The organism is Paenibacillus sp. MAEPY2, assembly GCF_000499205.1.
Taxonomy (GTDB): Bacteria; Bacillota; Bacilli; order Paenibacillales; family Paenibacillaceae; genus Paenibacillus; species Paenibacillus vandeheii.
Genome location: NZ_AWUK01000010.1, coordinates 133,853 through 159,475, shown reverse-complemented (window position 1 = coordinate 159,475; position 25,623 = coordinate 133,853). Strand labels below are relative to the sequence as shown.

The window sequence follows — 25,623 nt, the reverse complement described above, 5'->3', positions numbered from 1 at the left end:
TGACAGTTTACGACTCCAAGTAATAAATCAATTTGATAAGAAAGGCCTCCCACAATTCATGTGGAAGAGGCCTTTTCTTTTTTTGGATGTTGGGAGCCACACATCTACTCCTGCGCCAAGCTTCGAACCCTTTTCACAAACTTCTCCAGCCTGATTCCATTCGTTTGTTTGGTGAATTCAAGTGCCTTGTTCGAGAACCCCTCATAGGCAGAAAGGACATAATCGCCTTCAACGATATAGTACGTACCATAACGAGAGAAGGAATAACCTCCCCGTTGCTCTGCCTCTACACCCTTTTTGATCGCTGTGACTATTCTCTGTCCAGGTTTAAGTGTTGGCTCGATCCCTGCAAACGCTGCGTTATAGAACAGAAACGTCTCCTTGGCTACAGTTCCTCCTGTAATCACTTCCTTCACCTTTACTTCGTAAGAGATGAACTCAGCTTCGTAGGGAGTCATTCCCGTACTCTCCTGCTTTTCTGTCATTTTGCGTTCGGGTGTATCTGGTTCGGTGGGCAACACCATACTGAAATTTGGCAGAACGCTGACAACCTCTGCCACCACAACTGCATCTGCAAAGTCCATGATCTCTTTAAAGGTCACTTTCTTCATCCATGGAGTCACAAGAGACTGTGGCGATAATGGATACTCCTCCCTCAGTTCCTGTAACCGATCTTGAGAGAGAACATCTAATTCATCATCTTCCGAAAAAGGGGCAGAGCAACCATATAGACCCACTGTTAACGTGATTACAAACAACCAACACACTACACGAAGTTGTGTCACGCACCCTTCTCCTCACTAGCGTTTTCTCGCCTTCTATTAATCCCGCTTCACATCCCAGCTCGCAAGCATACCTCTTGCCATTTCCATATTGGACTCTTCCCCAGTGATTAGTGCAAACTGTGCAACGATTGCCGGGTATGCCGCCCACTGCTCCCGAATATGCTCCAGCATCCGGGGCCATGTCCTTCCCCCTGCTTTCTCATAGCGATTGAGCAAATCCCGCAACCCTTCCTCTTCAAAGAGCGCATAATAGATGACAAAATCCTTTCCCGGATCGGCAATCTCCGCCTCAGTCCAATCAATCAGCCCGGTTACCCGTTGGGTATCGTCGACGATAATATGCGGCGGATGCAGATCACCGTGATTGAACGTTGAGTGTTCAGGCCAATAGCTGTCCGTTGTCAGCCACGTTTTCCACCGCTTAGCCAATTGTTCTGGCACCTCAAAGCTTTGTTTAATCTCCTCTATATTGGCTGCAAAAGCTTCACGAGCTTCCTTAGGCGTCTTGCTTGGCACTCCGCCCTTTACCGCCTCATCGGGATCAATGTTGTGCAATGCCGCGAGTGTTGCAGCGAGCGAATCTAAAAAATGATCAGATAAGCTTTCCTGCGGAAATCGCCATGCATATCCTCCCCCTGCCGGATCAACGACCGCAATCGGTTCTCCATCAAGTAAAGGATAAGCGATCAGTTCCGGCGTACAAATCCGCCATTCCGGTACCTCTACTGGCAGATGGCTTTTTACAACCTCCAGCACTTTGAGCTCATTTTCTGCCCTTTCCCATACATCCTCGCGCCGCGGCTGGCGCAGTATCCACTGTTGTCCCTGTTCATCGGTGACAAACGCTACGCGAAAGTCCATACCTGACTCATTGATTTTCATGGATTCCTCAGCAATCCGAAGCCCATTCTGCTTAGCTAAAGATGTTAATTTCTTTTGAAATTCCAAATGCTCATTCACGTTCGATTTTGTCATATCGGGTAATCCCCTTTTCCTCCATAAAATTAAAAAACACAGACATTTATTCATGCCTGTGCAGTCCATTTCGAAAATTGGGTATACCTGAATGCTCGCAAAAAAATAGTAGTACATAAAAGAACCACTCTAGAAGAGCGATTCTTTCACGACTAGCGGCATACGTGTAAATAGGCAAACCGATCCCGATGAGCTGCACACAGGCAGAAATACAGCAAGCGCAAACAAATGTTTCGCCATACTATCTCAATCGGATAAAATTTGCCACACGTATCCCTCCGTTCTGTAAGTTACCCATATGTTAACATATTCCATTTTCTGATTCCAGATCAAATTGAGGTATTTCCGTTCTTTTTCAGCGATGATCAGGAACTTTGAAAGCTCAAAAACCGTCATACGTAAAGATAACACTACAAAAAAATGAGGTGAGCAACAGATGTCCACTGTACGAAGATTATCCTTATTACCGCTTATTTTGCTTCTACTAACGTTAGGATGTTCTGAAGAAGCCGCGGAAAAGAGGGAGGGGAAGCCAGCTGTAAGTGGGGTAATTACGGATTTTTATGAAGAAAAGGGACAGGTCCTCATCGATAATGAAGTAGATAGCGGTATTGAATCAGGACCCATCTTGATTTCACTTCATCCAAATGCCGAACTCATCATTGAAGGAGAGACCGTCACTGTACCTTTGGATGCAACACTGGTTGGCGAAGTACTGATGTATGGATAGGTAACTCCATTGCAACATCACTCCCTCCCCAGGCTGGCGCTATGAGGATGGTCATCCATTAACACAAGATTGAACAGATGATATGTTATAATAACGAAATAATCTTATAAGGAACGGGGAAGGATTCGCATGGACGCTAAGCAACCCCCAGATCAGGAGAATCCCATTTCTCGCGGTCGACCAAGGAGTACAGAAGTTCACAAACGCATACTGGATGCCACGCTAACCTTACTTGGCGAAGTAGGTGTGGAGAAACTGAGTATGGAGTCTGTCGCACAGCTCGCAGGCGTAGGCAAAAGCTCAATTTATCGGCGTTGGAGCAGCAAGGAAGCGCTGGTCGTGGATGCACTGGAACGTGTCAAGCCAGAGTTCAGCACAGCTGTACAAGGCGAACTACATGAAGTGTTGTACGAAATGGCCCAAAGTTTTGCCCATCAGATGAACAATCCGCTTGGGAAGCAGATGCTCTCTTTGCTGATTTCTACCCTATCTGGCAGTTCACAGATTTCAGAGTCGTACTGGGAAAACCATTCACTGCCGAAGACCAAGGAAATCTCCAGTCTGCTTGAACGTTATATCCCGAAAGAAAAACTCCGTCAAGATACAGATCTGGATCTGGTGTCTGATTTTATAATCGGTTTTATTATGTATCAGCTCTTGCTCAAACCAACTTCATCCGATCTGGATAACGAACTGAAACGCGGTATTGATATGATTTTAAACGGAATACAACCCAAATGATTGAGGTCCCGCTAATTAGCAGGACCTTTTTTTATTGACAATTAACGATACGATACAGTATCGTATTTAATATAAATTCATTCAAGGGAGTGTAATCCATGAGTAAACCCAATAAAACAGTGATTATTACAGGCGGTAATACCGGTCTTGGATATGAATGTGCCAAAGTGATCGCTTCATCTCAAAAGTGGCATGTCGTTATTGCTTCTCGCAGCCTAAGTAGAGGAAACGCTGCAGTGCAGACGTTGATCCAATCTACGAGTAACCCCAATATTTCGGCTATGGAGCTAGACTTGGCTTCAACGGCATCCATAAGGAAACTTGCAGCGCAATATATACAAACCGATCTTCCACCCCTCTATGCCATCGTTTGCAATGCCGGGTCTCAATTTGTGCAAAATACACAATCCACTACGGATGGTGTCGAGGCAACCTTTGGAGTCAACCATCTGGGGCATTTCCTGCTCGTCCGCTTGCTGCTTGAGTCGCTTCAGGAACAGGGGCGAATAATCGTTGTATCCAGTGACACGCATGATCCCGGAGCCAAAACCGGTATGCCCGCTCCTCGCTATGCTCATCCCAATATCATGTCTGATCCAGCCCAGTCCGATCAATTACTTTCAGACCTCTCTCCTTCTGCCCGGGGACAACTACGTTATACAACATCGAAGTTATGCAATTTGTATTTCACATATGAACTCGCCCGCCAAGTCCAACAATCTGGAAGAACTGTTGCCGTCGCTGCATTTAATCCTGGGATGATGCCTGGCAAAGGTTCCGCTCTCGCCAGAGAGTATCGCCCGCTCCTTCGTTTCATGTGGAATTATGTAATGCCTCTGATGCGTTTCTTTAATGCTGGCATACGCACCACCAGGCAATCAGGAATTGACCTTTCAAGTCTCGTATTACATCAACCTATAAGCGAATTGAAGGGAACGTACTGGGATGGACCGAAGAAAATCCCTTCTTCCGAGGAATCCTACAGCCCCGAACGCGCCTTAGAATTATGGGACTGGAGTTCAGAAAGACTTGGTTTGCATAATACGATTTAAACATCATTGTGAATTACTCCGTTAACCCACCTGTATATAGAGTATAATAAAGAGGTATACGATAAATGTACGGTGCAATGCTTGTATGTAGAGTATTCAAAACTAACGTAAAAGAGGTTAACGATGAGTAAGCAACAATTTAAAGATTATGGACTTGGCGAAGAAATCGTAAAAGCGCTGGATAGCCTGGGCTATGAAACCCCAACGGAGGTTCAAACCAAAGTGATTCCAGTAGCCCTTGAAAATAAAGATCTTGTGGTCAAATCCCAAACAGGTAGCGGAAAAACAGCCGCCTACGGCATTCCGCTCTGTGAGCTGGTGGATTGGAACGAAAATAAGCCTCAGGCTTTGATTCTCACACCAACCCGCGAGTTGGCTTTGCAAGTTAACGAAGATATTACCAATATCGGTCGTTTTAAACGTATTAAAGCAACCGCATTATACGGTCAGTCCCCTTTTCATGTTCAAAAAGCCGAGTTAAAACAAAGAACGCATGTCGCTGTAGGCACACCTGGACGGGTACTGGACCACATCGAACGCGGCACCCTGCCACTGGATCGGATCTCCTACCTTGTCATTGACGAGGCCGATGAGATGCTGAATATGGGCTTTATCGAGACAGTGCAAGCCATTATTCAGGCACTGCCTAGCGAGCGGGTGACAATGTTATTTTCCGCTACGTTCCCGGAAGATGTAGCCAAGCTGTCACGCAAATACATGAACAATCCGGTGGAGATTGAGATCAAGGCAAGTGGTCTTACCACAGCCACGATTGAACATGCTGTGATTCACGTTCCAGAGGTGAACAAAACGGCGCTGCTTCAGGACTTGTTCATTGTCGAGAATCCGGATAGCTGTATCGTGTTCTGTCGTACGCAGGAGAACGTGGATAAACTGTTCCGTGTCATGGCTGACCTCGATTATCCAGCGGATCGCATCCATGGAGGTATGGAACAAGATGAGCGCATCGAAGTGATGAATGCATTCAGAAGAGGACAATTCCGTTATCTGATTGCGACTGATGTAGCCGCACGAGGTATTGATATCACGAATATTACCCATGTCATCAACTACGATATTCCTTTGGAAAAAGAAGGATATGTGCACCGTACAGGCCGTACGGGTCGCGCAGGGAAAACAGGTAAAGCCTTTACTTTGGTTACACCGAAGGATGGCAGACGTCTGGCTGAGATCGAATCCTATATCGGATTTGAGATCCCTGTCGTTAAAGCTCCTTCCGAGGAAGCTGTTGACCGTCGCCGGGAAGAGTTCGAGAAGCGATTGAAGATTGTGCCTGAACGCAAAAAGGACAAGCGTGAACAGCTGAACCAGCAGATCATGAAACTGAACTTCAACGGTGGCAAGAAGAAGAAGCTCCGTGCAGTAGACTTCGTGGGTACCATCGCCAAGATTGAAGGCGTTACTGCAGACGACATCGGGATTATTACCATTCTGGATAATGTAACCGATGTGGAGATTCTGAACGGCAAAGGCCCTCTCGTGCTTGAGGTTATGCAAACGACAACGATAAAACGCATGCAGCTCAAGGTTCGCAAAGGTCATAAATAACTCCCGTTACCTTAGGTTGATTCCATCTTATTAGAAGTATAACTAAAGTTTTTCTAGGAAAGGTTCTTTGGTAAAACCATATATGAAATAGACTGGCGAGTCTTGGGACTCCCGGTCTTTTTGTCTTTACAGCCTGAATGTTGGACGGATACAGTACAAGGCCAAAGCGACAATTCCCGATTGATACAATTCTCGGTGGATAAATGACTCGCTATTGCCGCTATACACTGGTAAAAGCCCCATTTGTTCATTGGAGTATACATTGTTCACTTGTACTAGAATTGATTTTTATTACAATCAAATTGTAAGCGCTCTATATTAGTTCGAACATAGGAGGTATATCCAATGGGTAACAGGAAAGCAGTCTGGTTTCTAGTCTTCGCGCTCACGCTAACCATGTTTGGCCTTCACCCCGAACGAACTAGCGCCGCAAGCGTGACCATCACCAATGGTTCCGATTGGCTGGATACCGCTGGCAACCCGATTCAGGCCAATAGCGGAAACATTCTGAAAGTCGGCAGCATGTATTATTGGTACGGCGAACATGCGGTCAGCGGCAAGTTTGACAGTGTCAACGTCTATACTTCAACCGATCTGAAGAACTGGACGTTCAGCAATGCCATCCTGACCAAGGATTCTGCAACTGAGCTGGCCTCCAGCAAAATCGAACGACCCAAGGTCATCTACAATGCCTCCACGAAGCAATATGTGTTATGGGCTCATTACGAGAACGGCACGGACTACAATCTAGGGCGGGTCGCGGTAGCGACGAGCAGCACTCCAAACGGCAAATTCACGTATGAGGGAAGTTTTCGGCCTTTGGATTATGAGTCACGTGACATGACTGTTTTCGTAGATACAGACGGTACAGGCTATCTGATTACAGCCTCCCGCAAGAATGGCGGGGCCAATGATACGATGGCTATTTTCAAAATGAACGCCAGCTATACCGGTGTGGAATCCTTTGTGGGCTGGCAATTTGAGAATGCCTATCGTGAAGCTCCTGCCGTTGTGAAAAAAGGCAATCGCTACTACCTCTTCACCTCCCAAGCTGCTGGCTGGTATCCGAATCAGGGCGCGTATGCAACCGCATCGTCCATGACAGGTACGTGGTCCGCTCTTACACCTTATGGCAATCCATCAGCCTTCGGCTCACAAATCCATGATATTGCCACGATTACAGGCAGCAACACCACATCCTATATTTATACGGGCGACCGCTGGAATCCACTCAATCTTGGTGAGCATAAGCACATCTGGCTGCCACTGACCCTGAATGATTCAAACGGCAGTGCCTCACTAGAGTGGTACAAAGAGTGGAATATCGATGCTGTAACAGGCACGGTAACGCCACCTTCTCTTGTGAATCACGCCCAAGGCAAAACAGCTACCGCCATCTCCACAGCCTCCGGCTCATCTGCATCCAATGTCAATGATGGCAATTATCAGACCTCATGGGCCGCTTCGTCCAATACTTGGCCCGCCTGGTGGCAGGTCGATTTTGGCGCACCGAAGACCATCACGGAGATCGATATCTCTTGGTTTATGTATAAAGGTTCAGAAGGCTATTATAAATACAAAATTGAAATCAGCAACGATGGCGTCAACTACTCCACGCTGGATCGAACCAGCAACACTACCTATGGGTTTACAACCGACGCTGTTCATTTTACCGCCCGTTATGTACGCATTAATATGGTCAACGCTGTCCTGTGGAACAACCCGGGCAACTGGTACACCCCAACCCTGCATGAGGTCAAAATGTTAGGGCCAGCAGCACCTGATGCGACAAATTACAGCCGTTTCAGTTCCTTCAATTATCCGGATCGGTACATCCGTCATTCCAACTTCACCGCCCGGATCGACGCTAACGTCTCCCCTGTGCTGGACTCCCAGTTCCGCGTTGTACCAGGGCTCGCAAATTCGACCGGGATATCACTGGAGTCCATCAACTTCCCGGGCTACTTCCTAAAGCGCAATGCCAGCAACAAAATCGTACTTGAAGCTTACGCGGATTCAAACGCCTATAAAGGAGATGCCACGTTTCTGAGCAGTCAAGGCTGGGCAGACAGCACCAAAGTATCACTTCAGTCGTACAGCCAGCCTGGATACTACATCCGGCATTACGACTATGTATTGCAGCTGGACGCCATCAATGCCTCCAGTAGTGCAACGGTGAAGGGCGATGCTACATTTGGGCGAACCGATTTTTAGTTTAACCATTGGGGATGAGCACTGAGCGTTCTGCATTTCAGGAAAGGGGTCCCTTCTTCAGTTTCATAACTGGAGACATGGCCCCTTTTATCTGTCCAAAATTTCTAGTAGGGGCTGATTAGGTCCCGTTTCATACGGTAAATGCCCTTTTGATTAAGGCATAATCTCCAGCTAGACTGGCTACCGGCTGCCAATTCTCTATTGCTATTTTATAATCACCCGCATATGCCTCATGCTCAACCTGAGCTTGCTCTACCTTCCCCAAGACCAGATGATCTGTACCCACCGCAATAATCCGATCCAGTGTAAGTTCAAAGGCAATCGGAGCTTCAAGCACGGAAGGCACATTCACACATTTGCCCGGATTAGGCGTAACACCTGCTCGTTCAAATTCATTTTCCTCTGATGCCAGGTCAGCAGACGATCGCTGCATCGACTCTACCAACGATGCTGGGACCACATTAATGACATACTCCCCCGTCTCTCGGATATTAACCAGTGTATCTTTGACGGTACCTTCCCTATTGCCCACACCTGGTCCAATGGAAATGAGCAGTGTAGGCGGGTTTCGCGATGCTACGGTAAAAAAACTAAAGGGCGCCAGGTTAAGAACCCCCTCCTTGCTCCTCGTGGAAACCCACGCAATAGGCCGCGGTACCACCGAACCGATCATCAGTTTGTACATTTCCTCTACAGAGAGATCTCCTGTTACAAACTCCTTTGCATTATGTTTTGGCAATCCTTCACGTCCTTTCTTCCATTCCCATCCGCGGCTCCATCGGTTTACAAAATACAATGGGACCAATATAGTTGATTTAAGAATATACACATATTCAGTACAAAAAAAGTACGCACTTCAAAGTGCGTACCTACTCGAAGGAGCGTATCTACGATGGATAAACTAAGTACAACCAAGGAGGAAGCACTAACTCCATTTGACTACACCTTGTCCATTATAGGCGGGAAGTGGAAGATGAAGATCATGTATCAACTTGCCTTTCATGGGGTTACACGGTACGGAGAACTCAAGCGACGTGTCCCTGGAATTACGTACAAAGTGCTAACCTCCCAACTGAATGATCTGGAACGCGATGATGTTGTGAAGAGAGTGGAATATGACCAGACACCACCGAAGGTCGAGTATTCCTTAACAATAAGAGGTAAGAGTCTGATGCCGATTCTTGAGGAAATATGCAAATGGGGAGTACACAACGTACCGGACACACAGAGCCTAGATGAATTACAATGACTTATTGATGATCTCTAAGAATGCCTTCATATTGTATGTGTCGTCCTGAATGCGCCATTCCCCTTGTTCCTGTAAAAAGGTAATCTCCCCTTCTAACGGAATGGTCTTCGTTTCTTCTCCATTATAATTCGTAAATACCAAATTCAGCGTGTACTCCACGAGCATCCAATCGTTTTTACTTTCTTTAATCTTCGCTTTTATATCTTCAGCATGCAGTGACGCATCTTCTTTGTCTGCCACCTGAAATGGCAACCCCACACTATATCTTTCAAGATTCCGTTCAGTCAGGAAAGGCTTCAATATCTCTTTTTTGGCTAGCACCTTTTCTACGGTTAATAATTCTTCATCCTCCGTGTTATCGACTGCAAACTCCGCCTTTTTATATTCCAAGGTCATTTCAAGAGCCTGCTGCTCTTCCTGGGCAGATGCCTTTTGGTTCGACAATATACTCAACTGACTAGGTGAAGATGGAGCTGGCTCTTGAATACTTTCGGTTTTTTTGGACTCGTTACACCCCATCATTATGATAGACATCAGAGTAACTGTTCCAATGATATAATTTAATTTACGCAAAATCATCCTCCATCCTGTGCGTTCTTGTTACCGACTACAACTGAATACATAAGCAGGCGGCAGGTTACGGTATACCCTTGTCATGCTTATGTTTTCGAAAAATTGCTTGAGCAATCCCCGTTTAAGTAACGTGTACTGAAAAGTAATGAACTTGCCATCTTGTTTCAAATATTGCCTTGATTTAGCTAAAATGTCCAGTGATGTCTCCGCAGGCAGACTCGCAAAAGGCAATCCAGATACAATGTAATCAACCTTGTCCAGTCCATATTGTTGTATGTGCTGATCGACATGCACGGCAGAATCATGAATGATGTGCACATTCGGAAGATGACCGTACTTTTTGCGAAGCAACTGGCAAAAGCGGGCGTTGTTTTCAATCAGGATCAGGACCGTCCCTGGCTGTATGTTCGCAAGCAGCATTTCCGTAAACACCCCCGTACCCGGTCCATACTCCAAAATGCATGATGCACGGTCAAATTCGATGTCCTCTACCATTATCGTTGCCAAATATCTCGAACTGGGAGCAATAGCTCCAATCCATCTGGGGCCCTCGATGTACTGCTTCAAAAAGGATAACCACTCCATCTCGTTTGCCCCCTACGTTCAATTTCCTAAGATTAGTGTAGAATCCTAAATCCGAATTTGAGAGCATGCTACATCATATTCCGAGTGGATAAAGCTTGCGAATATACCGGGGTAAACGCATAGAACATGGAACTGAAGAGCACAAAAAAGAGCCTATCGGATTACTCCTTAGGCCCTTAAATATAATCAAACTAAAATATCCAAACGTTTACTGATTTGAAAATCTAAAGATTAACTTTTCGCCATCATAGGTTTGATCCTGCAGCTCCGTATAGTTTCCTTGCGTATAATTCGATACGGTCTTTCGCCAAAAGTGTTGACCTACTTTATTTTTCTCTGAAGGATTCGTGAACAACTCCCATCGTCCCCGATATCTCTGGAATACCTCTTTTGCAGCATACTCTGCAATCCCCACACCTCTGAATGGCTGCATCAGAAAGAATTCGTTTATAAAGAAATCCGTATCTGCCGAACAATGAGGCGCGGTAGCTACAAATACAAAACCTGCTGGTACACCATCTACTCTAATTAAAAATGCATAGAGAACGTTCGGTTTTTCCCACCATATGTTCTGGACATCATATTGATCTTGCAACGTTTGGTAATCATTACTCTCCTCGAAAATCCCATGTTGATTCGGAGTGTGTTCTGCATTTAGACCATAATGTCCGGATAAATCATGAAGGTATAGAGGGTACATGTTTTTGATGATGTGTGCCTCATTGTTATGCGTTAATTGTACATCAATTTTCAATTTGGCTCCCCCTACAGCTGACGTAATGTGTTGTTAGTAACAGTCCTATAATCTCATTGTATTGCTCTTCTTCTGCACAATATAGGCAACAAATCATTTAAACCAATTCCTACACAAAAAGCCACATTCGATTTCTCGAATGCGGCTCTAAACTTTAAATTACTTTTTGGAATAGACAATTTTCTTGATACTGTCGATCGATAAACAGAATCGTTCTATAAGCTGGTCAATGGACATCCCCGCAGCGAATAGCTGGCGGATCTCATCGTTCCTTTGCTTCAAAAGCATCCTGCTTCCAGAACCCTCGCCCCACTTTTGATGGGCTTCTTTCGGTTTGGGGATATACACCAATCCGCCAGGGATATGGCGCTGGATTTCCTTCAACAACTCTTCCGGAAAGATCATGTCTGCGTTAATATATTTCATATTTGCTCCGCTCCTTAAAAGTTAAAATCTTTAAGGCAGCAGAGTCAACCGATGAACAATTCTTAAACCCACTATACTGGTGTGGCGGAAAAGGATTTCAAGCTCTATGCAAACAACCGCCGTTGTTCATCGCATGGACTCTGCATAGAGCGGATCGCGAAACTTCTTATGAATTGAATCATGGTAGCCCCCCATTCGGTGAATCCTATAATAAGGTACTTTCATGGTACTCTTATATGTTCCATATGAGAACGCGATATCCTTTTATAATATATTGTACTGCTTCAAACTCCGTTCCAGCATCTCTCTCACTTGTTGTTGCAGCTCCAGCGGCTCGATCACCTTTACCTCAGGCCCATAGGAGAGCAGCTTCCGCGCTGTAAAAGGAAACTCCTCTGGCGGAACCAGTCCTCGCCATTCATTACCTTCAACCGACTTGAACAGTACATCTGATCCTGCCAGTCTCGCGCCAAAATCCGTGAATTGCAGCACGACTTCCACGCTTTCTCTGTTTTCCTTGAAATTCAGCCACTCTTGCAGACTTGGAACCGACTCGTCGATCGAATCCAGCATAACCAGTTCCTGCATGCGATCCACCCGATACAACAGTACCCGATCCTTCCTCTGGGCCGGCATATACCAATACCCGTGATCATAATAGATGCCGATGGGAACAACCTTTACTTTTTTATGTCCCTGCCGGGAATGATATATAAATTCAATCTCTTTTTTATCGACTGCCGCGCCTAATATCTCTGTTGTTAACGCCTCGGCCTGCACAGCATGATGTTGAAGAAACGTAATGTGCTGTCTCATACGTGTAATCAGATCCTGTACATCCTGAGGTAAAGTTGAATAATATTCCTCGGCCAGATGCTCACGAATCGATCCATACGGAAAATCCGGTACATTCTCCAAATATTCAATCATCATAAAAAGACCCAACGCCTCATGCTGTGTAAGTTGAAGGGGTGGCAATATCCGATTAGGAAGCACTCGGTAACCCCCGTTCACCCCAACCTCTGTATACAAAGGAAATCCAAGTTCCTGCAGATCATTCAGATCACGCTGGATCGTACGGATGGACACCTGAAATCGCTCCGCCAATTCACGAGCCGTAAATTTCTTTCTCGAATCCATAAGTCGCATCAATGCGAGTTTTCGATTATTCATATTCACCTCACCTAACTACGTCAACTTTTGTCATAGTTAGAGTGTATCATATAATTCAGAAGGGAGCGATGGATATGTCTAATCATAAAGTCGTGTTATACATTGCGATGAGCTTGGATGGGTACATTGCAAGGCCGGATGGTTCGGTGGATTGGCTGTTCGATGTGGAAGGCGATGGTGGCGATAACGGGTATGGCAAGTTTTATTCAACGATTGGATCGGTAGTGATGGGACGACTTACGTATGAAGAGGTGCTCAAGTTGTCGGATGAATTCCCCTATGCGGACCGTCCGACGTATGTACTTTCCCGTTCCAAACAAGCCCCTGCGCCACATGTACAATTTACGGACGAGGCTGTGGAGAACCTGATTCCCCGATTGAAACAAGACTCCAACGGAGATATCTGGATTGTAGGTGGTGGCCAGCTGGTCCAAGCCGTTCTGGAACATCAACTGCTTGAAGAGGTTGAGATTGCCATTATTCCGAAAATCCTTGGTGAAGGCATTCCCCTATTTCCAACGGGAACGGTACCCTCCCATTTCAGAATGATTCATACGCAGACGCTGGGACAGATCGTTTCGATCCGCTATCAGGTAGAAGGAAAATAAGAGCAGTTTAGTTTAATCATCTCCTCAGATATACAAGAGGCAAAAAAACAGAGCCAGACCTTTCTTGTTAAAAGAGAGGTCTGGCTCTGCCGATTTAAACTGTAAATTAAAATTTCAGAATTTCCTTTAAATATTCCGCTAACGCATCAGCAGTCCTTCGATGAGACAACTCACCCGGATGACTTCTGGCTCCAATTGTCGCCTCGGTCGTATTGGGTAGCTGTATAACCGAGACCTTCGTATCTCCAGACTGCTTCGTATACGCATCAACAGCACGATAGATCGCTGGCATCATCGGGAATCCAAGCATGCCGTATGCCCATACGAGCTGCGCCTCTGGATTGTTTTTTCGAAGTAGGGTCAGGAATCGGGTCACGGCATTCTCAAATGCAGCCAGATCTTCTTCATGGTACGTGCCGTCTTCGTTCAGGCGTTGTTTGTATACCTTTCCGGTAACGGGATCTTTCCATTCAGGTGTCTGAAAGGCTCCTCCATCATTGCTTCCCAGGTTCACCACCACTACATCCGGCTGCCAGGATTTAAAATCATGCTTGTCCCCTGCGCCAAGTGCTTTGTTTTGATCTCCGGTCACCAATCCACAGACTTGCTCGTAATAATCAGGGATGTTCGCATTCGGATTGTTATCCCAACTCGTTAGTACACCCCAGCCGCTCTGCGAAATCACACGATATTCTGCATTCAACGCGTCTGCCGTCATGGCCGTATAATTATGTATGGCACTGAACCACATTGGAATCCAATCCTCTTCCGTTGTGGCTCCAATCGCGCCTTCTCCTGAGGTAATACTGTCTCCAATGAACTCGATCTTATAAGGCTTTTCCTCCACAGGCATGAATACTCCGTCCGATCTCAACGCATGAATCTGCAAGGAACAACCCGGATCTCCATTCATGGCTTGTACATCTTTGACGATGCGTACATTTTTCACCACATTTTCGTTCATGCCACGGAATACGCAGACCCAGTACCTTCCCGCCGTTAACATCTGTCTGCTCACCGGAACACCGTTGATCAGGATGCTAATCCATGGTTCGTACATGTCGTAATTGGATTCGATCTCTACCCAAAGCTCTGCACCCCGTACATTAAGCTCAACTGCACTTCCTGTCCAAAACAACGTTGAAGGTGCCCGGTTTCCGGTTGTTCTTCCGTGTATTTTGAGATTCTCCACATCAGATAGCGCATAAGTTCGTAACTTGGCATTCGGCTTCACGAACCATTCCTCCCTCATGATCATTGCCCACAGAGGGGCAGTATCCTGTGACTACATTGACTGGAACTCTTCAACATGCTTCTGATATTTTTCGAACCAAGCTTTCCATTCAACTTCACGCGACTCCAGTGTGCGGTCATCCAACAGCGCTTCAATTACGTCCAGGCACACATGCCATCCGGCAAGATCTTTGGGGGTATGGCTTGTGATCTTAGTTATCTTCTCGATTAGCAGCAACCGGCACCCATCCGATTCCGGTTGTAATTCAAATCGAACCTGATCCTCTGCCCATGTAAATTCGAGAATAGAATGCGGCACAAAGTCCAGAATTTGAAGAGTCAGGAACGTACCATCCGGCATATTAAACCTAATCACTCCGCCTTCCCGCAGTTCCTCCACCTGCAATTCGGTGAACCATTTTGCCAGCTTGTCGTTATCCGTTAAATAAGACCATACCTCTTCTACAGAATGCTTCCAATGACGCTCGAAACGGGCAATGGTTCCAGTTGGGGTTTGCTTCAGATCAGCAATCATATCATGTACCTCCTCCATTACGATAGATGGACTACAGAATGTGAAATTTCTGCAAAATGTCACCTGCAAGTTTGGTCTTCAGTTCGAAGAAATCTTCGTTGAGGTTGGATTTATTAATCAGAATTTTATGAGCATCATCCGTGTAATTCACAGAAGCCATCAAATCCAGTGCATCTTGAACATTGTTAATGATGATGTCGCTACTTTCGATGATAGCAACCTTGGAGCTACCCTGTTGATCAATGGTTATATTCATTTTATTTCACCTTTCCCCTCGATAATCCCAATTAATGCACCAAAATAAGCAGCAGGATCAGTATATATTTATAACGAATGATATGTTCTGTTCGATATGGGTTCCTAGGCTATTACTTTCCAATGCTATGGGCACCGGATTTCCAGCTTTGATACCATTCGTTGATATGTTCACTGACCGGCATATCCAAATCCTGTTGCATTCTGGTAGTTAAAAGACGATACTGTTCCTCTACACCGATAACCTCATTTATCGAATCATATAGTTTCATGAGTGTGAAGCAGCTCTCTTCATCGTTAGGAAGCATATCCTGGATACATTCAGTTATCTCGATCGCTTTTCTCTGCATCCCCTGCTGCTCGTAGAATTCAGATAGCTGTCTCATATGATACAACCATAAATAGCGAAGTCTTTCCCGTTCATGTTCGGCCCAGATATACTCATAATTCCCGAGATATGTGCCTTTGTACAGACTCAGCACATGTTCATAAGCGTCGGCCGTACTAGCGTCCACGACCTTCCATTGTCGCATCTCGCTTTCCCATAGCTCGGTATCCACTTGCGCATCCCCGATTTCAAGCTTGTATCCCGCTTCCAGGTGTCCGCTCTGAATCGTGATCATATCCATATTGTTGGCTTTTAGCGTTTGGCGTACATGATAGATTGCCGTGTACAACTGATGTAACGTCTTGGACTCTTCAAGTTCCGGCCAGAGAAGTTCAAGTAACGTGCTGCGATAAACGATCTGATTGCGATGATGAAGTAAATAGATGAACAATTCCTGTGCTTTGCTGGTACGCCATTTGACAGTCTGTGTGTCCATACCCGGCAACTTAAATTGCAGCTGATTAAAACAGCAAATTAACGGCAACTTGGAATCCCGCGTTATATTCGCACGCTTTAATTTTAATTTTTCTTTTACCCGTAATAAGGTTTGATGCAGACGCCCTTGTTGAATCGGCTTCATGATATAGTCCAACGCATACAACTCAAACGCACGTACAGCATATTGATCATAACTGGTCACAAAAATAATTTCGACTCCCGGTGCCGCTGCCTGAATCTGCCGACCCAGATCCAATCCATCGATTTCCGGCATATGAATATCCAGAAATACAACATTAGGCCGATGAATAAGTACACCTGTCATCACCTCTGTTGGGTCCGAATATGTAGCAACAACTTCAATTCCGTTTACTTCACGCTCTAACGATTTTCTAAGCCCAATCAGTGCCAATCGTTCATCGTCAACCAATATGACTTTCACAGGAGCTTCCTCCTCGACCCAGCTGTCATCAAATTTAATCATCATTATAGCACAGCAGTATACTTAAAAACCCATGGCCTACATGTGAGTTTGACCATGGGCATCCTTAATTAAATTCGCTTTGGGAATGGATACGACAAATACGGAGCCCTTATCGCCTTGCGGAGCCGATTCCACACTGATTCGTCCTTCCAGGGACTGAACGATATCACGTACATGGGACAGGCCGATTCCGGTCGCTGCAATGCCCACTTCATTGAATTTGGTCGTATACCCTGGCTCGAAGATCACGTCTCGCTTCGCCTCTGGTACCCCTTTTCCAGAATCGATGACTTCAAAAAGCACATCCCCATCCTGCTGCAAAACCCGAATCCGGATCGTTCCTTCATTCTCAATGGCTTCCACGGCATTAGCAATCAGATTGTTCATCACCGTTAAGAGAGGAATGTAGTAAGGGGAGTCGCAATCATATTGCTGCTCCATATGGATCTCAATCTTTTTGCTCAGCATTTCACTATATTTCCGGTTTCCTTTGGTCGCAAAGTTCAGTACCTCGGAAAGACTCATATTCACTGATTTTTCGCTATCATACAATTTCAACAGACCTGCCAGGATACGTTGGGAATCCTTTTTGACCTCATGAATCTGTTGAGCAATGCCGAGCGTCCGCTGGCTATATTGGTTCAAGTCCTGCTCTCTGAGATCCTGATAAAGGTCGTAGCTGTCTACGGCAATGCCTTCAATCGTATTCATGGCTTTCTTCAGATAAAAGACTTCACCGTACAGACCTGAGTTAACGCTCAGCATCTGCTCCATTCGCTTCTCCTGCTCAGCATGCAGCAATCGCATCTGCCTCACCGCAAAACTGTTATACAGCCCGATGATAAAGTAGCTTCGCAAACCACCGACCACCAGCAGATAAAGCCATTCTTTCATATAAAAGATATTTGTCCCACTCAATACACCGCGAATGAAAAGCTCCACAAGATTAGATGAAAAATCAATGCACGTAATTAATCCACCCAGCAGAAGAGGCGGTATCTCATGGAATCTGTTCTTGAACTTGCTGAGGCCATAGGTGAATACGACATAATATATTCCCGCGCCCAGATTATCCTGCATGCTTTCGATGATTGAGATCGAATGGACATGATTCAGTAAATCAGCCGATTGAAAGATGAAGTTCGCAATCCCCGCCAAAATACCCGTCTTCACATAAGACAGATGTGGCATAATCATCAGCAAAAATAAAAGGATACTTACACCCAGACCAATCCGGAAGTAATCCTCCCGAAAAGGATTTATTTTAAATAGCGCTCCTACAGCTGTAGCAAGAGCAACAGCAAACATTTGCACATTTTCGTTTCGAACCCAATTGCGCATGCTCATAATCCACCTACCATCGGAATATCAAACGATACAATCGTCCCTTCACCCAGCTTGCTCACAATCACTAATCCCTTGCCGCCGTACAATTGGGTTAACCTGCGATGGGTATTGGCAATACCGATTCCGCCAGTTCCATTCAGCCTGGCATCTTGCAACCGGGCAACCTTATCCGGCGACATACCTATGCCATTATCCCTTACTTCAATACGGGTATACCCTTCTTGTTGAGCAATAGTCAGATACACCGTACCGCCTTTTTTCTTATTTAACAGTCCGTGTCTAACGGCATTTTCGATCAATGGTTGAATAGACAGCGGAGGTAGGGTCAATTGCAAATTCGGCTCCACATTCCATTCAATCGTCAACCGATCTTCAAAGCGTGTCTGTTCAATAAACAGATAAGCTTGTACCAGTTCCAACTCGTGGGACAACTTCACCAATTCACCGGTATTCAGATAATTGAAGCTAATTCGCAGATAGGATGAGAAGGCTTCGCCCAACTTCCTCATATGCTCGGTATCGATATCACTTAATACCATTAGTGAGTTGAGAGTATTGAACAGGAAATGCGGCTGGATTTGAGCCTGTAAATACGCAGCTTCCATGCGTAATCGTTCCTTAATGGAATGATTTAATGTGATCAGTGCCCGGATTCGATATTTTAATTCAAGCGCATCTACAGGCTTCGTTACATAATCATTGGCCCCGGAAGCAAAGCCCGTATAAATATCGGGCTGCTGGCTCCGTGCGGTCAACAGTAACACAGGTAATTCTGACATTGAAAACAGTTCCCTGATCTTCTGTGTTAGCTCATATCCTGACATTTGTGGCATCATCACATCTGCGATAAGCAGATCCCATTGTCGTGTTCCAAGCAGCTCCATGGCCTCCTGTCCCGAGTGGGCAGTAACAATGGTATAGGCTTCGGTGGATAGCATACTTGCGAGGACATCCAAATTAACCGGATCATCATCAACCACAAGAATGAAAGCTGTAGTCTCATGTGAAGGCGGCAGATGCTCCAACCCGGTAGCCACTTCCATCCGTTCATCGGAAGCATGATTGCCCCATTGATCCATGGTATCGTGATTCGTATTCGCTGCCTCTTCCTCTGTCCGAACAAACTGTGGATGTGAGACACTAACCCCCTGTGCTATCGGCACATCAAAGCTAAACACGGAGCCCTTCCCGGGCTGAGACTGAACTGTCAGTACTCCACCATGTAGTTCCACAAGCTGCTTGCAGATGCTTAATCCAAGACCAATTCCCTGTCCATCATTGATTCCATAAGCCCCTTGCTCGTAAGGAAGGAATATCCGTAGACAGGTGGACTCATCCATGCCAATCCCTGTATCTGCAATGTGTATAAACGCACGTCCCTCATGGATTTCCGCACGCACGGAGACGGTTCCTGCCTCTGTATACTTCATCGCATTATGTAGCAGATTATATAAAATTTGAACAAGTCTCTTCTCATCTGCCCAAATGAAAGGAAAGGACTCCGGCACCTCCACCCTGAGGCTGACGGGTTTTCGATCCACCATGAATTGCAGCATTGAAATAACTCCAGGTACAACAGACTGAATGGACAGTGGCTCCTGCTTGAGCACAATGTGCTGTTCCTTCAAACGGACCACATCAAGCAGGTCTCCCAGCAGATTAGACATCCGCCGGCTGATGGTAATCAATAATTCCATATCCTTCAGACTGCGCTGATCGAGTCGATCCTTCTGTTGGGTAACCAGATTTTGCGCAATACTCATAATGCCATGCAGTGGCGTTTGAAGCTCATGTGAAGTATTGGCAAGAAACTGGTCTTTAATTTTGTCTGCCTTCTTCAACTCTGTGTACAAATCAATTATTTCCCTGGCATTCCGGAAATACTTCTTGAACCAGTAAGAAGAGAAACCAATAATCGCCAGAACAAGATCAATCGGATAATATACAGTACTGCGGCTTTGATTGCTTTCAAGGGCACTCCATAATACGTTGGACAGAATGCCTGCAGCAGTAAGCAGCAGAAATATAAGGTCATGGTCCTTCTGACTTCGAATCATCATCTGAATTACGAGATACCCAAACCACACAATGGATGCCAGCATAAGTGCATTAATCAGATTGTAGTGAATGAGGGTATAGACTGTCCTGACAGGCAACACGGCCAAGGTAACACTATAGATGATCGTTACAATCAAATAAAAGCGGAGCCATGTTTTATGCAGGTTGACCGCGGATAACCTTTGGAATAATAAGAGAATGCACACATTTTGCCACAATACAGAAATCACTCTTATTTTAATACTCCAGGTAAAATTAATGGGAAGCCAATGCAGCAGTATATTATCATGACCAACTATAATCGTGATGGCTACTGTCAGGGTTAGCATCGCAGCAACAAAAAGAGCCTTTTCCTGGGGATGTAATGCATACAGAATAGCAGCGTAAACAGTATGAAAAATGAGAATAATAAAAATAGCCAGCTGGAAGGCGACAGAATGTCCATGTACGAATTCCACTGCGGCCTGAGAACCAAAACGCACAGGTTTAACGACTCCACCTTTGTAGGGGTGATCATAGTTGGCGACACGAATGACCAAATCCATTGACGTAGCTCCAGCCTGCTCATAGGTGGAAATGTATGAGGTTCTATCTGGCGTGTAGTCTTCCTCATTCGTCGCCATCCGTCCTGCCCCACCAATCGTTTCTCCGTTAAGTTCAATCTCGGATGAACTCTGAATATCCTTAAACCAGAACTCGAGAGGTGTCTGCAGCGGCTCAGTCAAAATACGAAGTCGATACGTCCCATATCCGAATGAACTTCCTTCCTCTTGATGGAGGGAATCCCGCCATGAACCAGGAACAACGATAGTACTCACTTGTTCCTCTCTTTCCTTAATGTCCCTGAGTGTCAACAGCTCTCCGGGATAGAAATCCCATTCTCCATTGGCGAACATCGCGGGAGAGTTATCCAGGTCCACTCCACGCAGGTCGAGAACGCCTTGTACAGCCATATGGTCATTGGAAACGTAAAAAATAACAGACCATGCCCATCGCATTGTCAATAAGACACCCAAAAAAATAATAAGGATGGCCATGTGTTTGTAACGTGAGCTTGGTTTATGTTGTAAAGAGTTATGTAAAGATTGCATATGTATTTTTTCTGACTCTCCGCTTACTTGAGTCTCTCTCCATTCTGGCAGACAAAAGCCTATACTGCCTATACTGCTTCTACACTCCAGAGATCATAAACCATCTCTATATATAACAGCATTATATCATAGGGATTCTTATGGTTCTGAAGTCATTTTACAGTCATCGACTGCTTTTAACGGGTGTCGATTTATTTTAATTTTATAAAATTTAATTGTATACTATTAATCACATATCCATTAGCTCAATCAGATGAACAAAGAGAGGATGATTCCGCATGTCGGAGGCCAACCAATTATTCGGACAAGCCCTGGTGAAATCACTAGTCGGAGAACGCGGACATATTCGAATCAAACGCGCTCTACCGGACATTAGCGTAGAATTAGCTAATCGCAAACATGAACATATGCCCTACAGTATCTATCAACTGGTGAAACATATGCATTACTGGCAGCAATTTATGCTGGAGCACTTGGAAGGAAGAAAGCCACAACTTCCGGCTAACGTGATGGAGAGCTGGCCTGAAGAGACAGGCCCTCAGGATGAAGCCGCGTGGGAGAAGGATATTCAGGCATTCCTGAATGGGGTGGATCGAGCGGTAACGATTGCTGAAACGGTTCAGTTGGATGACCCCCTGCCGTATTTCCCAGGCGAAACCAAAGCCGGACTTCTGCGCAACATCGCATCTCATAACTCGTACCATCTGGGCGAGATTGTGCTGCTGCGTCGCTTCTACGGTGCATGGCCGCCACCAGGAGGCGGATTCCCTGCTTAATGAACGGAATTTTTCCTGAATAGTTTGTATTATCACACAAAAATAGCCTGGTTCCTTTATGTCAAAGGCTCAGGCTATAATTCAATCTTCCCGATTCATCTTCTCAAAAATATTTACTAATTGTGCCCGATCCTCTTTGGTCAATTTCTCAAATAACTCCTTGCGCAGCTTCTGTCCCTCCAAGATGGCTCTTTCAAGGACTTCGGTCCCTTTGTCGGTAATGTTCAAATATATAATACGGCGGTCCGCTTCATCTGCGATCCTGACGGCTAATTTCTTGGCTACCAGCTTATCGGCTAAATAGCTGAGCGTAGGCGGGGTCAGGCCCAATAGTTTTGCAATATCCGAAGGTCGGCTTTTTCCATTTTGATTGATATGACTGAGTACAAGCACATGAGAGACGCCGAGGTCCTCATTGAACGATTTGTTCCACTGTATAATCAATTTATTGGTGAAATTATCCATGTTGTGTATGAGTTCAAAAATATTTTTTTCTTCCATGCGATCCTCCTCGGAAAAATAAACAACAGCCCTCATTCAACTTAAGGGCTGTCATCATTCTACACGCTATTGGGCTGAGTATCCACCATCGATAACCAGCTCAGATCCTGTAATGTACGAGGAATCATCCGAAGCCAGGAACAATGCGGCGTTGGCAATATCGATAGCCTGACCCAGACGTTGTAAAGGCGTTGCCTGAATTAGTCGTTCAAGCAGTTCCTTCGACGTGTTCAAGGATTGAGTCATTGGTGTTTCGATGATCCCAGGGAACAAAGCATTCACCCGAACACCTTGACGACCAAAGGTTGTCGCCGCCGCTTTGGATAATGCGCGTACCGCGCCTTTGGATGCCGAGTAGTGGTTAAAGCCTTGTCCAATCAAAGCGGTGTAGGAAGAAATATTGACGATAGAACCTTTCTTCTGCGCTGCCATATAAGGAGCGACATGTTTCATGCCAGCAAATGGACCAAAACCATTGATGGAGAGCATTTTTTGCCAATCCTGTGCATCGATTTCCTCAAACGGCTTCTCTGAAGAAATGCCCGCATTGTTGACCAGAATGTCGATTTTGCCAAAACGGTCGTTGACTTCTTTCGCCAGCGCCTGCCAATCTTCATCTGATGAAACGTTCAACTTCATTCCGTACACATTTGCTTTTTGGCCTGCTCTCTCCAGTGCTTCCTCATTAATGTCTGCGGCAATAACGATGGCGCCTTCCTTGGCAAAAAGGTCAACCATGCCCTCTCCGATGCCCGATGCCCCGCCAGTGATGATGGCTACTTTGTTATCTAATCTTCCCATATGAAACACTCCTAACTATATTTTATTTGACGAATTCACTTTAGCTGTTCAGCGTATTATGCATGTTCATAAACTGCTCAAAATCCGGGACAGTTGGATTGGCAATATAATGCCCGCCTTCAACCTGAATGGTCTGTCCGGTAATGAATTTGGACTCATCCGAAGCGAGGAACATGACGGTGTATCCAATATCATCAGGCTCCCCGTGATAGGGCAGCGCGTTATATTTTGCGAACATATCCAATACCTCTGGAGGCATATTATTCTGGGCTGCCGGGGTCAAGATCAAGCCAGGTGCGACAGCATTGCAACGAATGTTATGTTTGCCGTATTGGGTGGCAATATACCTTGTCAGATTCACAACGCCTGCTTTTGAAGCACCATAGGCAACCCGAACTGTATCTCCCGTAAAACCAGCCATCGAAGCTGTATTAATGATGGAACCTTCACCCGCTTGAATCATATGAGGGATAGCGAATCTGCAACCGAGTAACACACTTTTTAAATTGACGTTCATCAGCCGATCCCACTCATCCAGATCTACGTTGACCACGTCCAAATCCTTCTTCAGATTGGTCAGGCCAACGTTGTTGAACAGGCATGTGAGTTTACCATATTGTTGAACCGCAAATTCCACAGCTTCCTTAATCGAAGCTTCATCTCCGGCATCAAGAAAAACGGCCACTGCATCTCCGCCTTGAGCCTGAATATTCGTTGCTGCTTCCTTTGCCCCATCAACATTGAAATCAGCAATAACGACTTTTGCTCCTTCTTTCGCCATCAATTGGGCTGCGGACAATCCTATTCCAGAAGCGCCTCCAGTAACGAGGGCTACTTTGTCTTTCATTCTTAACATAATCTCAAGCTCCTTTCGTAAAGAAACCGAAAATATATAACTTGTCTATTATTTAGATGACTAAATATTAGATGTCTAAATAATAACAGAGGAATGGTCTTTCTGCAACGCATCCGGCCCAGTATCCTTATTTTGGATGTTTATGACGAAGTAAACGAAGTGTTTAAAAAATACAGCCCTCATGGATCTGAGGACTGTATAGAATCAATTCTCTTAATCAGTATTTGTTCCATGTTTCCTGAGAAATTTTGATAATGTCACTTTTCATTCTCCATCCCAGAGTCGGGATAAGGCTTGCCCACAGTGTCATCCCGTGTCTGAACGTACCACTGAGCATATGTCGCTTTACCAGAATCGGATTCGGATTTCTCTGGCTTACAAGTAAACTGGTAAGCAGATATATCCTTTCCGCGCAAGGTTATAGTCACGGCAAGCTCTGGATCTCCCCAGCTTGGATATTTCCTACGGTACTGTGCATCAATAATTTCACTTTGAAAAGAAGGACTAGTCATAAATGCTGCGGTTTGAGTGAAAAGTCGATGAATCTCTTCTTCATCCGGTTCTGTTTTGACCGTATAAGCGACTTCGACCCGAGGTGTGGAATAACGAATCTCGGTCTTGTGAATAGCAGGAAAATTTTGCTCGATATCCTGCCGAAAAGATTTGACTTCTTCTGAAGAGACTTTGGTGTAAGAAGTACATGCCGTCAAGAAAAGAACCAGAGCCAGAATATTCACTACGTGCATTATTCCTGAACCATGTTTGATGCCAGACATATAATCACCTGCTCTTTATTTGAAATACATGAATCCTCCGCCTAATGTACGGTTCCCTGCTATGGCATCAAAATGAGTTCGATAATTAATACTCCTGCGTTGGCCCCAAGTCGAAACAGCAATCCATCTACTGTCTGTAGTATCTCGATAATACTTGGTAATCGTCATCCAATGCCATTCGTATTCGTGGTTTCCTCCATAACTGTAACCCGAACCATCCTGTACGGGTACAAACATGGATTGATTGGCTTCGACAGTAAGACTTACTTCTTCTTTGGCAACCGCAGCGGTAGCCCGAGCGCTAATATAATTCTGTAGAATTTGATCCATGTATTCCCGATTTTCTTCAGATCGGATGGTTTCATATTTTTGATGTAATTCGTCCATATTGACTTCAACTGCTTCAGTAATATCACGCAAGGATTGAAAATTATTCTCCATACCAAAGTATTGCTGATTGCCCTTGTCTGTCACTTGAACTATATAATTCATTGGTGGCACAAATACTATTTTTCTTTCTTCAGACTTCTCCATGGAGCTTTACGGGGAAGAATCAACGCGGGAGCTGCCTGAACGCTCCTAAACAGAACATACGATGATCTCACCATCAACATTACGTGCTTCTTTTACCACATGACATGGGAAGTTCT

27 protein-coding genes are annotated in these 25,623 nt (G+C 45.3%); 8 read left to right on the top strand and 19 right to left on the bottom strand.

What is annotated here, in order from left to right; all coding sequences use genetic code 11:
- Nucleotides 1-104: 104 nt before the first annotated feature.
- On the bottom strand, nucleotides 105-785 hold the full coding sequence (locus P364_RS0108145; protein ID WP_024629646.1) for a hypothetical protein: 681 nt from the start codon (nucleotides 783-785) through the stop codon (nucleotides 105-107).
- Nucleotides 786-821: 36 nt separating this feature from the next.
- A complete protein-coding gene (locus tag P364_RS0108140; RefSeq protein WP_024629645.1) occupies nucleotides 822-1,760 on the bottom strand; it encodes a macrolide 2'-phosphotransferase in 939 nt (312 codons plus the stop codon).
- Nucleotides 1,761-2,196: 436 nt separating this feature from the next.
- On the opposite strand from P364_RS0108140, the gene P364_RS0108135 reads away from it, so the two are divergent.
- The 5 genes from P364_RS0108135 (at nucleotide 2,197) to P364_RS0108115 (ending at nucleotide 8,066) form a co-directional block, all read left to right on the top strand.
- On the top strand, nucleotides 2,197-2,490 hold the full coding sequence (locus P364_RS0108135; RefSeq protein ID WP_024629644.1) for a hypothetical protein: 294 nt from the start codon (nucleotides 2,197-2,199) through the stop codon (nucleotides 2,488-2,490).
- 129 nt (nucleotides 2,491-2,619) lie between these two features.
- A complete protein-coding gene (locus P364_RS0108130) occupies nucleotides 2,620-3,231 on the top strand; it encodes a TetR/AcrR family transcriptional regulator (protein WP_024629643.1) in 612 nt (203 codons plus the stop codon).
- Between the two features lie 98 nt (nucleotides 3,232-3,329).
- Entirely contained in the window at nucleotides 3,330-4,283 is a 954-nt protein-coding gene (locus P364_RS0108125; protein WP_024629642.1) for an SDR family NAD(P)-dependent oxidoreductase, read from the top strand.
- 123 nt (nucleotides 4,284-4,406) lie between these two features.
- Entirely contained in the window at nucleotides 4,407-5,852 is a 1,446-nt protein-coding gene (locus P364_RS0108120) for a DEAD/DEAH box helicase (protein WP_024629641.1), read from the top strand.
- A 396-nt stretch (nucleotides 5,853-6,248) separates the two neighbouring features.
- Complete coding sequence (locus P364_RS0108115) at nucleotides 6,249-8,066, top strand: AbfB domain-containing protein (RefSeq protein ID WP_236642189.1); 1,818 nt, start codon at nucleotides 6,249-6,251, stop codon at nucleotides 8,064-8,066.
- Between the two features lie 130 nt (nucleotides 8,067-8,196).
- Here P364_RS0108115 and P364_RS0108110 read toward each other — a convergent pair whose 3' ends face one another.
- Complete coding sequence (locus tag P364_RS0108110) at nucleotides 8,197-8,805, bottom strand: flavin reductase family protein (RefSeq protein WP_024629639.1); 609 nt, start codon at nucleotides 8,803-8,805, stop codon at nucleotides 8,197-8,199.
- Between the two features lie 153 nt (nucleotides 8,806-8,958).
- On the opposite strand from P364_RS0108110, the gene P364_RS0108105 reads away from it, so the two are divergent.
- Complete coding sequence (locus P364_RS0108105; RefSeq protein ID WP_024629638.1) at nucleotides 8,959-9,315, top strand: winged helix-turn-helix transcriptional regulator; 357 nt, start codon at nucleotides 8,959-8,961, stop codon at nucleotides 9,313-9,315.
- On the opposite strand, the gene P364_RS0108100 is transcribed toward P364_RS0108105, so the two are convergent.
- The 5 genes from P364_RS0108100 to P364_RS0108080 form a co-directional block, all read right to left on the bottom strand.
- Nucleotides 9,307-9,888 (bottom strand): hypothetical protein, encoded by a 582-nt coding sequence (locus tag P364_RS0108100; protein WP_024629637.1) that lies wholly within the window; start codon nucleotides 9,886-9,888, stop codon nucleotides 9,307-9,309. The genes P364_RS0108105 and P364_RS0108100 overlap by 9 nt on opposite strands.
- Nucleotides 9,889-9,915: 27 nt before the next feature.
- Nucleotides 9,916-10,473: a class I SAM-dependent methyltransferase gene (locus tag P364_RS0108095; RefSeq protein WP_024629636.1), complete on the bottom strand. Its 558-nt coding sequence runs from the start codon at nucleotides 10,471-10,473 to the stop codon at nucleotides 9,916-9,918.
- 208 nt (nucleotides 10,474-10,681) lie between these two features.
- Nucleotides 10,682-11,227 carry a GNAT family N-acetyltransferase gene (locus P364_RS0108090; RefSeq protein WP_024629635.1) on the bottom strand — a complete coding sequence of 182 codons (546 nt, stop codon included), beginning with the start codon at nucleotides 11,225-11,227 and terminating at the stop codon, nucleotides 10,682-10,684.
- 159 nt (nucleotides 11,228-11,386) lie between these two features.
- Nucleotides 11,387-11,653, bottom strand: a complete 267-nt coding sequence (locus tag P364_RS0108085; protein WP_024629634.1) for a CD3324 family protein — start codon at nucleotides 11,651-11,653, stop codon at nucleotides 11,387-11,389.
- Nucleotides 11,654-11,917: 264 nt separating this feature from the next.
- Nucleotides 11,918-12,826, bottom strand: a complete 909-nt coding sequence (locus P364_RS0108080; protein WP_024629633.1) for a helix-turn-helix transcriptional regulator — start codon at nucleotides 12,824-12,826, stop codon at nucleotides 11,918-11,920.
- A gap of 68 nt (nucleotides 12,827-12,894) precedes the next feature.
- On the opposite strand from P364_RS0108080, the gene P364_RS0108075 reads away from it, so the two are divergent.
- Nucleotides 12,895-13,434 (top strand): dihydrofolate reductase family protein, encoded by a 540-nt coding sequence (locus P364_RS0108075; protein ID WP_024629632.1) that lies wholly within the window; start codon nucleotides 12,895-12,897, stop codon nucleotides 13,432-13,434.
- Between the two features lie 106 nt (nucleotides 13,435-13,540).
- Here P364_RS0108075 and P364_RS0108070 read toward each other — a convergent pair whose 3' ends face one another.
- From P364_RS0108070 to P364_RS0108045, 6 genes are all read right to left on the bottom strand, one after another.
- Nucleotides 13,541-14,686 carry an SGNH/GDSL hydrolase family protein gene (locus P364_RS0108070; protein ID WP_373456323.1) on the bottom strand — a complete coding sequence of 382 codons (1,146 nt, stop codon included), beginning with the start codon at nucleotides 14,684-14,686 and terminating at the stop codon, nucleotides 13,541-13,543.
- 33 nt (nucleotides 14,687-14,719) lie between these two features.
- Nucleotides 14,720-15,202 (bottom strand): SRPBCC family protein, encoded by a 483-nt coding sequence (locus P364_RS0108065; RefSeq protein WP_024629630.1) that lies wholly within the window; start codon nucleotides 15,200-15,202, stop codon nucleotides 14,720-14,722.
- A 31-nt stretch (nucleotides 15,203-15,233) separates the two neighbouring features.
- On the bottom strand, nucleotides 15,234-15,458 hold the full coding sequence (locus P364_RS0108060; RefSeq protein ID WP_029880829.1) for a DUF4180 domain-containing protein: 225 nt from the start codon (nucleotides 15,456-15,458) through the stop codon (nucleotides 15,234-15,236).
- 112 nt (nucleotides 15,459-15,570) lie between these two features.
- Nucleotides 15,571-16,725, bottom strand: coding sequence for a response regulator (locus P364_RS0108055; protein ID WP_024629629.1), 1,155 nt, complete (start codon nucleotides 16,723-16,725; stop codon nucleotides 15,571-15,573).
- Between the two features lie 78 nt (nucleotides 16,726-16,803).
- Nucleotides 16,804-18,108, bottom strand: a complete 1,305-nt coding sequence (locus P364_RS0108050) for a sensor histidine kinase (protein ID WP_024629628.1) — start codon at nucleotides 18,106-18,108, stop codon at nucleotides 16,804-16,806.
- Nucleotides 18,109-18,110: 2 nt separating this feature from the next.
- On the bottom strand, nucleotides 18,111-21,170 hold the full coding sequence (locus P364_RS0108045; RefSeq protein ID WP_024629627.1) for an ATP-binding response regulator: 3,060 nt from the start codon (nucleotides 21,168-21,170) through the stop codon (nucleotides 18,111-18,113).
- Between the two features lie 371 nt (nucleotides 21,171-21,541).
- On the opposite strand from P364_RS0108045, the gene P364_RS0108040 reads away from it, so the two are divergent.
- The gene (locus P364_RS0108040; RefSeq protein WP_024629626.1) at nucleotides 21,542-22,039 is read left to right on the top strand and encodes a DinB family protein; all 498 of its coding nucleotides are present in this window, start codon (nucleotides 21,542-21,544) and stop codon (nucleotides 22,037-22,039) included.
- Nucleotides 22,040-22,120: 81 nt separating this feature from the next.
- Here P364_RS0108040 and P364_RS0108035 read toward each other — a convergent pair whose 3' ends face one another.
- From P364_RS0108035 to P364_RS0108015, 5 genes are all read right to left on the bottom strand, one after another.
- Nucleotides 22,121-22,540 (bottom strand): MarR family winged helix-turn-helix transcriptional regulator, encoded by a 420-nt coding sequence (locus tag P364_RS0108035; protein WP_024629625.1) that lies wholly within the window; start codon nucleotides 22,538-22,540, stop codon nucleotides 22,121-22,123.
- Nucleotides 22,541-22,606: 66 nt separating this feature from the next.
- The gene (locus P364_RS0108030) at nucleotides 22,607-23,341 is read right to left on the bottom strand and encodes an SDR family NAD(P)-dependent oxidoreductase (protein ID WP_024629624.1); all 735 of its coding nucleotides are present in this window, start codon (nucleotides 23,339-23,341) and stop codon (nucleotides 22,607-22,609) included.
- 40 nt (nucleotides 23,342-23,381) lie between these two features.
- Nucleotides 23,382-24,197 (bottom strand): SDR family NAD(P)-dependent oxidoreductase, encoded by an 816-nt coding sequence (locus tag P364_RS0108025; RefSeq protein WP_024629623.1) that lies wholly within the window; start codon nucleotides 24,195-24,197, stop codon nucleotides 23,382-23,384.
- Nucleotides 24,198-24,454: 257 nt separating this feature from the next.
- Complete coding sequence (locus P364_RS0108020; protein ID WP_024629622.1) at nucleotides 24,455-24,973, bottom strand: hypothetical protein; 519 nt, start codon at nucleotides 24,971-24,973, stop codon at nucleotides 24,455-24,457.
- Nucleotides 24,974-24,988: 15 nt separating this feature from the next.
- Nucleotides 24,989-25,465, bottom strand: a complete 477-nt coding sequence (locus P364_RS0108015) for a hypothetical protein (protein WP_024629621.1) — start codon at nucleotides 25,463-25,465, stop codon at nucleotides 24,989-24,991.
- Nucleotides 25,466-25,623 lie beyond the last annotated feature (158 nt).

Excerpts from the sequence above, each read along its gene's own strand:
- P364_RS0108025 (WP_024629623.1), bottom strand. The coding sequence starts at position 24,197 with ATGTTAAGAATGAAAGACAAAGTAGCCCTCGTTACTGGAGGCGCTTCT.
- P364_RS0108105 (WP_024629638.1), top strand. The coding sequence starts at position 8,959 with ATGGATAAACTAAGTACAACCAAGGAGGAAGCACTAACTCCATTTGAC.
- P364_RS0108095 (WP_024629636.1), bottom strand. The coding sequence starts at position 10,473 with ATGGAGTGGTTATCCTTTTTGAAGCAGTACATCGAGGGCCCCAGATGG.
- P364_RS0108065 (WP_024629630.1), bottom strand. The coding sequence starts at position 15,202 with ATGATTGCTGATCTGAAGCAAACCCCAACTGGAACCATTGCCCGTTTC.
- P364_RS0108085 (WP_024629634.1), bottom strand. The coding sequence starts at position 11,653 with ATGAAATATATTAACGCAGACATGATCTTTCCGGAAGAGTTGTTGAAG.
- P364_RS0108135 (WP_024629644.1), top strand. The coding sequence starts at position 2,197 with ATGTCCACTGTACGAAGATTATCCTTATTACCGCTTATTTTGCTTCTA.
- P364_RS0108140 (WP_024629645.1), bottom strand. The coding sequence starts at position 1,760 with ATGACAAAATCGAACGTGAATGAGCATTTGGAATTTCAAAAGAAATTA.
- P364_RS0108045 (WP_024629627.1), bottom strand. The coding sequence starts at position 21,170 with ATGCGATGGGCATGGTCTGTTATTTTTTACGTTTCCAATGACCATATG.
- P364_RS0108120 (WP_024629641.1), top strand. The coding sequence starts at position 4,407 with ATGAGTAAGCAACAATTTAAAGATTATGGACTTGGCGAAGAAATCGTA.
- P364_RS0108050 (WP_024629628.1), bottom strand. The coding sequence starts at position 18,108 with ATGCGCAATTGGGTTCGAAACGAAAATGTGCAAATGTTTGCTGTTGCT.
- P364_RS0108020 (WP_024629622.1), bottom strand. The coding sequence starts at position 24,973 with ATGTCTGGCATCAAACATGGTTCAGGAATAATGCACGTAGTGAATATT.
- P364_RS0108115 (WP_236642189.1), top strand. The coding sequence starts at position 6,249 with ATGTTTGGCCTTCACCCCGAACGAACTAGCGCCGCAAGCGTGACCATC.
- P364_RS0108035 (WP_024629625.1), bottom strand. The coding sequence starts at position 22,540 with ATGGAAGAAAAAAATATTTTTGAACTCATACACAACATGGATAATTTC.
- P364_RS0108030 (WP_024629624.1), bottom strand. The coding sequence starts at position 23,341 with ATGGGAAGATTAGATAACAAAGTAGCCATCATCACTGGCGGGGCATCG.
- P364_RS0108080 (WP_024629633.1), bottom strand. The coding sequence starts at position 12,826 with ATGAATAATCGAAAACTCGCATTGATGCGACTTATGGATTCGAGAAAG.
- P364_RS0108060 (WP_029880829.1), bottom strand. The coding sequence starts at position 15,458 with ATGAATATAACCATTGATCAACAGGGTAGCTCCAAGGTTGCTATCATC.
- P364_RS0108015 (WP_024629621.1), bottom strand. The coding sequence starts at position 25,465 with ATGAATTATATAGTTCAAGTGACAGACAAGGGCAATCAGCAATACTTT.
- P364_RS0108130 (WP_024629643.1), top strand. The coding sequence starts at position 2,620 with ATGGACGCTAAGCAACCCCCAGATCAGGAGAATCCCATTTCTCGCGGT.
- P364_RS0108075 (WP_024629632.1), top strand. The coding sequence starts at position 12,895 with ATGGATATGTCTAATCATAAAGTCGTGTTATACATTGCGATGAGCTTG.
- P364_RS0108040 (WP_024629626.1), top strand. The coding sequence starts at position 21,542 with ATGTCGGAGGCCAACCAATTATTCGGACAAGCCCTGGTGAAATCACTA.
- P364_RS0108125 (WP_024629642.1), top strand. The coding sequence starts at position 3,330 with ATGAGTAAACCCAATAAAACAGTGATTATTACAGGCGGTAATACCGGT.
- P364_RS0108070 (WP_373456323.1), bottom strand. The coding sequence starts at position 14,686 with ATGAGGGAGGAATGGTTCGTGAAGCCGAATGCCAAGTTACGAACTTAT.